The organism is Sphingopyxis bauzanensis, assembly GCF_002205675.1.
GTDB classification, from domain to species: domain Bacteria; phylum Pseudomonadota; class Alphaproteobacteria; order Sphingomonadales; family Sphingomonadaceae; genus Sphingopyxis; species Sphingopyxis bauzanensis.
On sequence record NZ_NISK01000001.1, the window covers coordinates 588,128 to 600,116 of the forward strand.

Here is an 11,989-nt window from a genome sequence, read left to right on the forward strand (position 1 = left end):
TTGGAATGAAGCGCGCCATCGTCGGCGCCGCGATTGCTGCTCTCGCCCTGAACGCCCCGGCGGCGCATGCGGCTTCGGCAACGGGTACGGCCACGGCCAAGATTCTTCGTCAGATCACGCTGACCAACATCAGCGCCCTGCAATATGCGACGATCATCAGCGGTGCGTCGGCCTCGACGGTCGCCGTTTCGACTGCCGGTGTCCGTACTTGCGGTGCAAGCCTGAGCTGTCTTGGCACGGCGACCGCCGCCAGCTTCAATGTTGACGGCACCGAGGGCGCCGTGGTCCTCGTCGGTGGCGACTCCAGTGTTTCGCTCGCCGGCTCGCTCGGCGGCACGATGACCTCGTCGCTGACCTACTCAGCGGCGAACATCACGCTCGGCGCGACGGGCGGTAGCTTTCAGGTCGGCGGTACGCTGAGCGTCGGCGCCAACCAGGCAGCGGGTGATTACACGGGCACGTTCAACGTGACTGCCGACTACCAATAAGGTGGGGGATATGGCGGGCTGAATAGTCCGCCAGCAAATTAAGGGGTCGCCGGGCGCAGGTCTGGCGACCCCTTTTCTATGCGCGGCGTCCAAGTGATGGACATGGCAATTCACCGCCGTGGTTAGCGAAATATCAACCATGTTGGCGCAGGCAGGATGCGACCATCGGAAGGGTGTGGGCCTTTCCGGACAAACGATTGTGGGGATCGTATCCATGTTACGCTTTTTTAAAGGCTTCGGCCTGCTTTCTGTCGTTTTGCTCGGCGTCGTGACGGTGCCGGTTCAGGCGGCGGGCGACCTCCTCGTCGCGCCGACGCGCGTCGTGCTCGACGGTTCGCGCGGGACCGAGGTGGTGCTGAACAATATCGGCGCCGAACCCGCGACCTATCGTATCAGCCTAGAAATCAAGCGGATGACCGCGGTCGGCGGGCTCGACGAGATCGCCGAGGAAAACGCCACCCCTGCCGAGCGCACCGCGCTCGGCATGATCGCGTTCAGCCCGCGCCGCGTCACCCTGCCGCCCAATCAGCCGCAGGTGATCCGCGTCGGGGTGCGGATTCCCGAAGGCACGCCGCCAGGCGAATATCGCGCGCATATGTTGTTCCGCGCCGTCCCCGATGCGGCCGCCGCGGTCGCCGCCGATGCCGCGAAGCCCGCGGCGACGGGCGTGTCGATTGCGCTGATACCGATTTACGGCATCACCATCCCGGTGATCGTCCGCGTTGGCGATCTCGGAGCCGAGGCGGTGATCGGCGACGCATGGGTCGCCGAGACGCCCGACGGCCCGGCGTTCAATTTCGGGCTGACGCGGACGGGCAACCGCTCGGTCTATGGCGATATCGAGGTCACGCGGCCGGGGGCGAACGAGCCGTTGCTGCGCGCGCGCGGCATCGCGGTCTATCCCGAGGTTGGCGCGCGCGAGGTTTCGCTGCGCGTCCCACCCGAACTCGCCGCCAAGCTGAAAGGCCCGGTGCGCATCCGCTATACCGAGGACCGCGAAGTCGGTGGTGGTACGATCGACGAGGCCGAGCGGGTGGTGAAGTGACGGTTTAAGGACGGGGCGAAAGCCCAAGCCGTGATCCGCGCGGCGCTGACCCGATCGAAACCGGCGATCCTTGCCGGACTGGCGCTGGTGGGACTGGTTCCCGCTGGCGCTCAGGCCGTTGATAAAGCGCCGGTTTCGCTGGCGGCCGACAGCTGGGCGCCGAACGAAGACGACAGCTGGCTGTTCGACATGCGGTCGGGGCAATATCAGCTCGGCGACGGGGTGCGCGGGTACCAGACGCCGCAGGGGATTTGCGCCGACCTGGCCGACGTCGTGCTCGCGCTCGACCTGGCGGTGCGTGTCGACAAGAAGTTGCGCCGCGCAACCGGTTGGGTGTTCGACGAGCGACGCAGTCTGACGATCGACCGTGATGCGGGTGAAGTGCGCGCGGGCAGCCAGAGTTTCCGGCTCTCCGCATCGATGATCCGCGACACGCCTGCGGGCTGGTGCGTCGATCTCGATAGTTTGAACGACTGGCTGGGGGTGCCAATCGTCGCCGATCTGTCGAACGCGGTGCTGCGAATCGAATCGAAGGATAAGCTGCCGTTCCAGCTCGCCGCCGAACGGCGCGCGCGCGCGGCGGGGATCGGGCCGCAGGCGAAATTCGACCTCGCCAGCCTGCCGCAGGCGTCGCGGCCGTATCAGGCGTGGGCGACGCCGTCGGTCGATGTCGTCGCATCGGCGGGGTTCGTGTCGGACAAGCGCGGCGGTTCCTATATCCAGGGGCGCTACGAGGTTTTTGCGGCAGGCGAGGTGCTGGGGCAGAGTTTCGACGCGCGGCTGTCGTCTGACAATGAAGGGGTGCCCGACAGCCTGCGGATGCGGCTGTATCGCACCGATCCCGAAGGGCGACTGCTCGGGCCGCTGAAGGCGACGCATTATGCGGTCGGCGATGTCAGCCTGCTGTCGACCGGTGCGGTCGCGTCCTCGGCGCCCGGACGCGGCGCGGTGGTAACCAATCGCCCGATCGAACGCCCCGACAGTTTCGACAAAACGACCTTCCGCGGCGATCTGCCGTCCGGGTGGGACGCCGAACTCTATCGCAATGGTCAATTGCTGGCGTTCACCAGCCCCAATGGCGACGGTCGCTATGAATTTCTCGACGTACCGCTGCAATATGGATCAAACCGCTTCGAAATCGTGCTTTATGGTCCGCAGGGCCAAATCCGGCGCGAAATCAAACAGGTGCAGGTGGGGATGGATTCGATCCCGCCCCAGCAGACCTGGTATTGGGCGGGGTTCGCGCAGGAAAATGCGGACCTGATCGAGTTCGGCGGTCGGCGGCGTGGGCCGTTCCGGCGCGGCTGGCGCGGGACGCTGGGGATCGAGCGTGGGCTCGATACGCGCACGTCGGTCGCGGCTTATGCCCACAGCCTGATGATCGAGGACGTCCGGCGCAATTATGCCGAGGTGGCGCTGCGCCGCTCGATCGGACCGACCTTGCTCGAAGTGGGCGCCTCCCAAGCCGACGATGGCGGTGGCGCGGTGCGCGCGAGTTGGCTCGCGGCGTTCGGCGAAACCTATGTCCGCGCCGATGCGATGCGCGGCTGGAACGATTTTGTTTCGGACCGTTTTATAAGAAATATCAACGGTCTCTATTCGATCTCGGTCGATCAATCGGTCAAATTGGGGCAGGCCGTGCTGCCGCTGCACTTCGATGTTCGTCATATCGAACGACGGTCGGGGATCGATAGTATCGAGGCCAGCGCACGCGCGTCGGCGAGTTTCCGGGCGCTGACCTTTACCGGCCAGCTTGACTGGAGCCGCACCAAGGCGCCGATCGGCCCAGACCCGCCCGACAATCTGACCGCCAGCCTGCTCGCCAATGCCCGGATCGGGCGCGTCCGCCTGCGTGGTGAGGCGCGCTTTGCGCTGTCGGGCGACAGCAGCGATACGCGCGTGGCGCTGGTCGGCGAATGGGCGGGCGCCGGACGATCTGGGGGCGACGCCGAATGGCGCGCCGAGCTGGGCTATGATCGCGGGCTCGAACGCGCGCGCGTTGGCGCTGGATATACACGCCGTTTCAATCACTTGCAGCTGAGCGGCTTTGGCGAAGTGGCGAGCGATGGTTCGCTCGCGGCGTCGCTGTCGCTCGCCTTCAGCCTGGGACCAAAGCCGAACGGGGGCTGGCGCGTCTCGAGCGAAAAGCTCGCAAGCCGCGGCCAGGTGATCGCCGACGTGTGGATGGACGATAATGGCGATGGCGTCCGCCAGCCGAGCGAAGCGGCGCTGGCGGGGGTGCCGCTGACCGCTGGCCATGCCTATATCGAGCAAGCGACCGGCAAGGATGGTCAGGGGGCGATCGACGGGCTTGAACCATTTCGCCCAGTGCTGATCGGCATCGACGCCGGCAGCTTGCCAGATCCCTATGTTCAGCCCGCACGGCCGGGCGTGGTGGTCACGCCGCGGCCCGGCGTCGCGACGCGAGTTGCTTTGCCGATGGTTGCGGCAGGCGAGATCGAGGGGACGCTGCGCCGCGATGGCGGCAACCCGGTCGAGGGGCTGAGCCTCGAGCTGATCGACGCCGAAGGGCGCGTGCGCGCCACGACGCTGACCGAGTTCGACGGCTATTTCCTTTTCGAAAGCGTCGCTTACGGGCGCTACACGGTGCGGCTGGGCAAGGCGTCGGCGGCGACGCTGCGGCTTGATGGCGGCTTTGCGATCGCCGCGGTGCCGGGCACGGCAACGCCGCGGGTGCGGCTGGGCACGCTGGCGCTGCAGCCGCTGCGGCGCGATGTGGCGGTTCAGGATGAAGCGGCGACGGGCGCGGGCAATGGCGCGCGCGGGCCGCCGGGGGCATCGCCCGATGGCGAAGCAGCCTTGGTGGATTTGACCGTATTGCCCGGCGCCATCCGACGCGAATAAGATATAAAGAAATCTTTATATCCTTGTTGACATGGCCACCGGTAGCGCTAGGTTGGCGATCGTCGAGGTTCTTTGCGTCGCCGCGCGGCGTAAAGCTAAGACGGGAAGCCGGTTAAAAACCGGCGCTGCCCCCGCAACTGTAAGCGGTGAGCGGCGGTCGATACGTGTCACTGGTTCGCAAGGAACCGGGAAGGCCAGGCTGCCGTGCTGATCCGTGAGCCAGGAGACCTGCCTCGTCAGATACGTCCTCCGGCGGGGTGTCCGGTCAGGTCGCATGCATGGCTGCGCCCGACCCTTGCTTCGCGGGCGCGGAGCACCGTGTTTGTGCGTCTGCCTGTCGCCCTTGCCCTTTTGCAAGGTGCCAAACATGACTGTCAGCGTCGCCACCCTCGGCTTTCCCCGTATCGGCCTTCGCCGCGAACTCAAATTCGCGCTTGAAAACTATTGGTCCGGCAAGTCGTCCCTCGCCGCGCTGCAAACCGCCGCGTCGGCTCTCCGCGTGGCGGGCTGGGCGCGGCAGAAGGCGCTGGGCGCCGATATCCTGCCCTCGAACGACTTCTCGCTCTACGACCATGTTCTCGACACCAGCGCGCTGATTGGAGCGGTTCCGGCGCGCTACGACTGGTCCGGCGACACCGTCGAGGCCGACACCTATTTCGCGATGGCACGCGGCGCACAGGGGCCGTCGGCTTGTGGCCACAGTCACGACACCACCGCGCAGGAAATGACCAAATGGTTCGACACCAATTATCATTTCATCGTCCCCGAACTCACCGCGGGTCAGACCTTCAAAATCGCCTCGACCAAGATTTTCGATGAATTTGCGGAAGCGAAGGCGCTCGGCTACGCAACCCGCCCCGTCCTGCTTGGCCCGGTCAGCTATCTGATGCTTGCCAAGGGCAAAGCGGTCGAGCCGCTCGCGTTGCTGCCGCAACTGCTCGACGTTTACGCCGAAATCCTGTCGCGTCTCGCCAAACTGGGTGCCGAGTGGGTCCAGATTGACGAGCCGTGCCTCGTGCTCGACCTGTCCGACCAACAGCGCACCGCGTTCGAGCGCGCTTACGCCCGCCTCGCCACCCGCGGTCCAAAGCTGATGCTCACGACCTATTTTGGCGGCCTCGGTGACAATCTCGACCTGGTTGCCGACCTGCCGGTCCACGGCCTGCACCTCGATCTTGTCCGTGCCCCGGATCAGCTCGAACCCGCGCTGGCGAAGCTACAGCCGCACGTGCTGCTCTCGCTTGGCATCATCGACGGGCGCAATGTCTGGCGCGCCAACCTTCCCGATCTTTACTGGCGTTTCAAGGACCTGGCCGGAAAACGCGACCTGATCCTCGCACCGAGCTGCTCGCTGCTTCACGTTCCCGTCGATCTCGCGCTCGAAACCGCGCTTGATCCCGAGATTGCCCAATGGCTGGCCTTTGCGGCGCAAAAGATCGAAGAACTCGCCGCGCTCGCCAGGGCGCTGAACGAGGGCGAGGACGCCAGTTTTGTCGCCTTTTCGGCCTCGCGCATCGCTGCGGTTGCGCGGCAGACCTCGCCCAGGATCCACGATCCCGCCGTCGCCGCGCGCCTCGCCGCGCTCGATGACGCCGCGACACACCGCGCCTCGCCCTTCGCCGCGCGTCGCGACGCGCAGCAGGATCGTCTTGCGCTTCCCGCCTACCCGACCACGACGATCGGCTCGTTCCCGCAGACCCCCGAGGTCCGCAAAGCGCGTGCCGCCTTTATCAAGGGCGAGATCGACGCCGCCGCCTATGACCAATATCTGCGCGTCGAAACACGCGCTGCGGTCAAATGGCAGGAGGACATCGGCCTCGACGTCCTTGTCCACGGCGAGTTCGAGCGCAACGACATGGTGCAGTATTTCGGCGAGCAGCTGCCGGGCTTCGCCTTCACCCGCGCGGGCTGGGTGCAAAGCTATGGCTCGCGCTGCGTCCGCCCACCGATCCTCTACGGTGACGTCTCGCGTCCCGCACCCATGACGGTCGCGTGGTGGCGCTACGCGCAGGACCAGACCGACTTGCCCGTTAAGGGCATGCTCACCGGCCCCGTCACCATCCTCAACTGGTCGTTCGTCCGCGACGACCAGACCCGCGCGGCGAGCTGCCGCCAGATTGCGCTGGCGATCCGCGACGAGGTACGGGATCTGGAGGCAGCCGGTGCCGCGATCATCCAGATTGACGAGGCGGCACTGCGCGAAGGCCTGCCGCTGCGCCGCGCCGAATGGCAGCCGTATCTGGACTGGGCGGTCGAATGCTTTCGCGTTGCTTCGTCGGGCGTGCGCGACGACACGCAGATTCACACGCATATGTGCTATTCGGAGTTCAACGACATCATCAGCGCGATCGGCGCGATGGACGCCGACGTCATCTCGATCGAGACCGCGCGCTCGCAGATGGAGCTGCTCGACGCCTTCGCCTCCTACGCTTATCCGAACGAGGTCGGCCCGGGTGTCTATGACATCCACAGTCCGCGAATCCCCGCCGAACGCGAGATGACCGACCTGCTGACGCTGGCGGGCAAACATTTGCCGCCGCAGCAAATCTGGGTGAACCCCGATTGCGGGCTCAAAACGCGCAAATGGGACGAGGTGCGCCCGGCATTGGTGGCGATGGTCGCGGCGGCTAAATCCATGCGTAACAGCGCCCGCATCAAGGAGGCTAATGATGCAAACTGAACCCAGGATACCCGACGGCCAGCCGGCGGTGCGCGTCACGGCGATGCCCGCCAATGCCAATGTCTATGGCGACATTTTCGGCGGCTGGCTGATGGCGCAGATGGACCTGGCGGCTTCGTCGGTGGCGTCGCGCCACGCACGCGGCCGTGCGGTGACGATTTCGGTGGAAGGCATGACCTTCCACCGTCCGGTCTTTGTTGGCGACGAGGTTTCGGTATTCGCCCGTCTTGCCAAGGTCGGGCGCACGTCGATGCACGTCGAGGTCGAAGCGTGGTCACGTGACCGCCACGCCGACGAGGATAACCGGGTCACCCAGGCGGTGTTCATTTTCGTCGCAGTGGGGCCGGACCGGCGACCACGGGCGGTGACCCCCCTCGTCGCCGTTTAGCCAGCGGCATATTCAGAAGGCCAAATTAACCACTTTTTATCCATGATTGGCCACAGCGGAGGGGAGCATGAATTTGCCTGTGGGGAAGTCAATCAATGTCCAATCGATCCGGTTCGCCGAAAAACCGTCCGACCAGCGCCGATGTTGCCATCATTGGCGCCGGACCGGCCGGGTTGACCGCGGCCTATCAGTTGACCCAGCAGGGGTACCGCGTGACGGTGATCGAAAAGGATCCGGTCTATGTCGGCGGCATCAGCCGCACGGTCGAGCATGAAGGCTTTCGCTTCGACATCGGCGGCCATCGTTTTTTCTCGAAAAGCCGCGAAGTCGTCGACCTGTGGAACGAGATCCTTCCCGACGATTTCATCGAGCGCCCGCGGATGAGCCGCATCTATTACGAGGGCAAATTTTATAGTTATCCGCTGCGCGCGTTCGAGGCGCTGTGGAATCTGGGCGTCGTCCGCTCGACTTTGTGCATGGTGAGCTACGCCAAGGCGAAGCTGTTGCCGAACAAACAGGTTCGCAGCTTCGAGGATTGGACGATCAACCAGTTCGGGCAGAAGCTCTATTCGATCTTCTTCAAAACCTACACCGAGAAGGTGTGGGGCATGCCGTGCGACGAAATGTCGGCCGACTGGGCGGCGCAGCGCATCAAGGGGCTTTCGCTCGGTGGCGCCGTGCTCGACGGGTTCAAGCGCAGCCTGGGGCTCAACAAGCGTCCGAATGACGGCATGGCGACCAAGACCTTGCTCGAAACCTTTCGTTATCCCCGGCTGGGCCCGGGCATGATGTGGGACGCGACGCGCGACAAGGTCGTTGCGGGCGGCAACCATGTGCTGATGGCGCATAGTTTCAAGCAGCTGACACAGGATCAGGTGAGCGGCCGCTGGCGGCTGACCGCGAACGGTCCCGACGGCGACGTTGTGATCGACGCGGCGCATGTGATCAGCTCGGCGCCGATGCGCGAGCTGGCGGCGCGTATCCATCCGCTGCCCGCCTGCGCGCTGAATGCCGCGCCGAAGCTGAAATATCGCGACTTTTTGACCGTCGCGCTGAAAATCCGGTCGGAGGATCTGTTCCCCGACAACTGGATCTATATCCACGACAGCAAGGTGCAGGTCGGCCGGGTGCAGAATTTCCGCAGCTGGTCGCCCGAAATGGTCCCCGATCCGGAGCTCGCGTGCGTCGGGCTCGAATATTTCTGTTTCGAAGGCGACGGGCTGTGGGCGTCGAGCGATGACGATCTGATTGCGCTGGCGACGAAGGAAATGGCGATCCTTGGCCTTTGCGATCCCAAGGACGTCGTTGGCGGCGCGGTGGTGCGGCAGGAAAAGGCCTATCCGGTCTATGACGATGATTATGCCGCGCATGTCGAGACGATGCGGTCCGAGCTGGAAGCGCGCTATGCGACGCTGCACATGGTCGGGCGCAACGGCATGCACCGCTATAACAACCAGGATCATGCGATGATGACCGCGATGCTGACGGTGCGCAATATCGTCGCGGGCGAGCGGGTCTATGACATCTGGGGCGTCAATGAGGACGCCGAATATCATGAGAGCGGTACCGAGGGGGAACAGGCGGCGCTGGCGTCGGTCCGCGAAGTTCCCGCGCGCGTGACGAAGGCCGCCTGAGGGCGCTGGCCGGAGGCGCTTTGCCATGCTCCCCGTCACCAGATTGATCGGATCGATCCGGCGAGGCGAAATTCGCTGGCTGAACTATCTGCTCGCCAGCGTGCTCGCGCTGGGGAGCGACGCGGCGCTGTTCCTGCTGCTGCTCGATTCGGGGCTGGCGCCGATGCCGGCGTCGGCGGTCGGTTATTGCGCCGGCATCCTCGTCCATTGGCTGGTTTCGAGCCGGCTTGTCTTTGCCGACGGCGCCGCGGCGCGCGGCACGGGTGAGCGGCACCGCCAGAAGATGTTGTTCGTCGGGTCGGCGCTGGTCGGTCTTGCCGTCACTACGGCGATCGTCGGCACCGGCAGCGCGTTCGGGTTCGACCCGCGACTCGCCAAGCTGGGGGCGATCGTCGTCAGTTTCCAGACCACCTATCTGCTCCGCCGCCATATCGTTTTCCGGGCCGCGGCAACGTGACCGAAGCCGCAGCGCCTGTTGTTGGCGGCGCGGTGTTGCCTCCGTCGTCAATTTCGGATGGAGTGGGTGTGAGCCCCTGGTTTACGCCGGTAAGGATCGCGCTGATCCTGTGGGCGGCGATGAGCCTGATCGCGATTATCGTGAACTGGCAGGCGATCGGTGCGCTCGACCTGTCCGATACCGACGATGCGATGCGGATGGCGCAGGTGCGCGACCTGCTTGCTGGGCAAAGCTGGTGGGATCTCAAGCAATATCGCGTCAATCCGGCGGGCGGCGGGGTGCTGATGCACTGGTCGCGGATCGTCGATGCGCCGCTTGCGGCCGGCCTATTGGTTCTGGAGCCGCTGTTCGGGCAGGACATGGCCGAACGGATTGTGATGACCTTGTGGCCGCCGATGCTGGGCGCGGCACTGTGCGCTGCCTGCGCGCTGGGTTATCGTAACCTGTCCGACTGGCGGATCGCCTATATCGTGCCGCTGTTCCTGATCATGGCGGGGTTCATCGTCATGCAATTCCGCCCGCTGCGCGTCGATCATCATGGCTGGCAGATTCTGCTGGCGATGCTGCTCATGGCACAGGCGCTGCGTCCTGCGAGTTGGCGTGCGGGACTGTGGGGCGGACTGTTTGCCGCGGCGCTGCTGGCAGTATCGATCGAAGGTTTGCCGATCGTGGCGCTATTTGCCGCGCTTGCGGCGCTGCGCTGGGCGTTGCACGGTCGCACTGTCGATCGTGATCGTCTGTGCGGCCTTATGGGCGCGCTGGCGGGCGGCGCTCTTCTCGTTCAGTTCGCTACGCGCGGCCCGATCGGGCTGGTCGGAACCTGGTGCGATTCGCTTTCGGCGCCCTATATGGCGGCGTTCGCTGCGGGGGCGGCGCTGACTTTTGCCGCGGCGCGGGCGAACCCGGCGGCGCCCTGGGCACGGTTTGGTCTGTTAGGAGCTGCCGGTTTGGCGGCGGCGGGGGCGCTGGTGTGGACCGAACCTGCCTGCGCCAAGGGGCCTTTTGCATCGCTTGACCCGATTGTGGCCGAATATTGGTATCGGCATGTGCTCGAAGGCCAGCCGTTATGGATGTCGAAGCCGCACGATGCGATCCACGTCCTGGTGCCGTCGCTGATCGGGCTCGCCGGATCGGTGCTGGCGTGGCGGGGGTGCCGCGAGATGGCCGATCGCCGCAATTGGGCGACGGTGATTGTCGCGCTGCTGGGCGCCGCGGCGCTGTCGCTGCTTGTCCTGCGCAGCGCTGCCACCGCGCATCTGTTCGCGCTGCCTGGCTGCGCGTGGCTTGGGCTGCGCCTGTGGACGTGGGCGCGGACAATTTCATCGGTTGTCCCGCGTATTGTCGGTTCAGCCGCCGCGGCGCTGACCCTGCCATTGATCGGCAGCACTGCGGTTGCGGCGGTGCTCACGGCTATTGTGCCGTCGCTGCAAGCCGAGGAAGCACGGGCTGCGGCGAAGAAGGCGACGGAAAGTCGCTATCAAACGACGTGCCTCGACCCTGCCGCGATTGCGGCGCTCGATATTCTGCCAGCGACCACGGTCCTGACTCCGATCGACCTTGGCGCGCCGGTGATCTTCTGGACCCGGCATAGCCTGGTTGCGACGCCGCACCACCGCAACAAGGATGCGATGGCGGACAGCATCCGCATCTTTGCGGGTGATCCGGCGAAGGCCGAGACGCTGGTCCGCCAACATGGCGCGACGCTGATTGTCTTTTGCCGGACCGCCAACGATCTGACCAAATATCGCCACGCGCGCAAAGATGCGCTGGCGGCGCAGCTTTACGCCGGGAAGCCGCCGACGTGGCTTGAAGCAGTGCCGATTGCGTCGCGTGCCGGACTCTCGGTTTGGCGGGTCAAGCCCGCCGCAAGGTGACGTCTCGGCGTCAATTGGGGTGGCATCAGGCAGGGCGGAAGGTCAGCGCGGCGCCGTTCATGCAATAGCGCTTACCGGTCGGTTTCGGCCCGTCGTTGAAAACATGACCAAGATGGCCACCGCAGCGTTTGCAATGCACCTCGGTGCGTGCATAGCCAAGGTCATAGTCGGTCGATGTCGCGATACCGCCCTTGAGCGGCGCCCAGAAGCTGGGCCAGCCGGTCTTGCTGTCATATTTGGTTGTGCTCGAATAGAGCGGCAGCGCGCAGCCGGCGCAGACGAAGGTTCCGGCGCGTTTTTCCTTGTCGAGCGGATGACTGAACGGGCGTTCGGTGCCGGCTTCGCGCAGCACATAATATTGCTGCGCGGTCAGACGCTTTTTCCATTCGGCGTCGGACAGGCGCCAGCCGGGTGCGGCCTGTGGGCGCGCCGATTTGGCCATCAGCATCGGCGCGGCGATGATACCGACGCCAAGGGCGAGGCCAGCGAGCAGGTAACGGCGGTCGATCATGGCGGACTCCTGACCCGGTGGTCGGGTCTTCACGCTAGATACGTGGT

The 11,989-nt window shown here is 65.1% G+C and carries 9 protein-coding genes and 1 riboswitch; of the genes, 8 read left to right on the top strand and 1 reads right to left on the bottom strand.

Features of this window, described 5'->3' with window-relative positions:
* The first annotated feature begins 5 nt into the window (after nucleotides 1–5).
* The 8 genes from CDQ92_RS02940 to CDQ92_RS02975 all read left to right on the top strand — a co-directional run bounded on the left by CDQ92_RS02940 (nucleotide 6) and on the right by CDQ92_RS02975 (nucleotide 11,431).
* Nucleotides 6–488 carry a DUF4402 domain-containing protein gene (locus CDQ92_RS02940; RefSeq protein ID WP_229667208.1) on the top strand — a complete coding sequence of 161 codons (483 nt, stop codon included), beginning with the start codon at nucleotides 6–8 and terminating at the stop codon, nucleotides 486–488.
* Between the two features lie 214 nt (nucleotides 489–702).
* On the top strand, nucleotides 703–1,533 hold the full coding sequence (locus tag CDQ92_RS02945) for a fimbrial biogenesis chaperone (protein ID WP_088439881.1): 831 nt from the start codon (nucleotides 703–705) through the stop codon (nucleotides 1,531–1,533).
* 30 nt (nucleotides 1,534–1,563) lie between these two features.
* The gene (locus CDQ92_RS02950) at nucleotides 1,564–4,398 is read left to right on the top strand and encodes a carboxypeptidase-like regulatory domain-containing protein (protein ID WP_088439882.1); all 2,835 of its coding nucleotides are present in this window, start codon (nucleotides 1,564–1,566) and stop codon (nucleotides 4,396–4,398) included.
* 48 nt (nucleotides 4,399–4,446) lie between these two features.
* Nucleotides 4,447–4,648, top strand: a riboswitch (cobalamin riboswitch).
* 117 nt (nucleotides 4,649–4,765) lie between these two features.
* Entirely contained in the window at nucleotides 4,766–7,078 is a 2,313-nt protein-coding gene (gene metE / locus CDQ92_RS02955) for a 5-methyltetrahydropteroyltriglutamate--homocysteine S-methyltransferase (protein ID WP_088439883.1), read from the top strand.
* A complete protein-coding gene (locus CDQ92_RS02960) occupies nucleotides 7,065–7,466 on the top strand; it encodes an acyl-CoA thioesterase (protein WP_088439884.1) in 402 nt (133 codons plus the stop codon). Before metE ends, CDQ92_RS02960 begins: the two co-directional genes overlap by 14 nt.
* Before the next feature lie 95 nt (nucleotides 7,467–7,561).
* On the top strand, nucleotides 7,562–9,100 hold the full coding sequence (locus CDQ92_RS02965; RefSeq protein ID WP_088439885.1) for an NAD(P)/FAD-dependent oxidoreductase: 1,539 nt from the start codon (nucleotides 7,562–7,564) through the stop codon (nucleotides 9,098–9,100).
* 25 nt (nucleotides 9,101–9,125) lie between these two features.
* Nucleotides 9,126–9,557: a GtrA family protein gene (locus CDQ92_RS02970; RefSeq protein WP_088439886.1), complete on the top strand. Its 432-nt coding sequence runs from the start codon at nucleotides 9,126–9,128 to the stop codon at nucleotides 9,555–9,557.
* A 68-nt stretch (nucleotides 9,558–9,625) separates the two neighbouring features.
* Nucleotides 9,626–11,431, top strand: coding sequence for a hypothetical protein (locus CDQ92_RS02975; RefSeq protein ID WP_088439887.1), 1,806 nt, complete (start codon nucleotides 9,626–9,628; stop codon nucleotides 11,429–11,431).
* A gap of 25 nt (nucleotides 11,432–11,456) precedes the next feature.
* Here the strand turns inward: CDQ92_RS02975 and msrB are convergent, their stop codons facing one another.
* Nucleotides 11,457–11,942: a peptide-methionine (R)-S-oxide reductase MsrB gene (gene msrB / locus CDQ92_RS02980; RefSeq protein ID WP_088439888.1), complete on the bottom strand. Its 486-nt coding sequence runs from the start codon at nucleotides 11,940–11,942 to the stop codon at nucleotides 11,457–11,459.
* Nucleotides 11,943–11,989 lie beyond the last annotated feature (47 nt).

Coding starts and splice junctions, on each gene's coding strand:
- CDQ92_RS02940 (WP_229667208.1), top strand. CDS start 6: ATGAAGCGCGCCATCGTCGGCGCCGCGATTGCTGCTCTCGCCCTGAAC.
- CDQ92_RS02945 (WP_088439881.1), top strand. CDS start 703: ATGTTACGCTTTTTTAAAGGCTTCGGCCTGCTTTCTGTCGTTTTGCTC.
- metE (WP_088439883.1), top strand. CDS start 4,766: ATGACTGTCAGCGTCGCCACCCTCGGCTTTCCCCGTATCGGCCTTCGC.
- CDQ92_RS02960 (WP_088439884.1), top strand. CDS start 7,065: ATGATGCAAACTGAACCCAGGATACCCGACGGCCAGCCGGCGGTGCGC.
- CDQ92_RS02965 (WP_088439885.1), top strand. CDS start 7,562: ATGTCCAATCGATCCGGTTCGCCGAAAAACCGTCCGACCAGCGCCGAT.
- CDQ92_RS02970 (WP_088439886.1), top strand. CDS start 9,126: ATGCTCCCCGTCACCAGATTGATCGGATCGATCCGGCGAGGCGAAATT.
- msrB (WP_088439888.1), bottom strand. CDS start 11,942: ATGATCGACCGCCGTTACCTGCTCGCTGGCCTCGCCCTTGGCGTCGGT.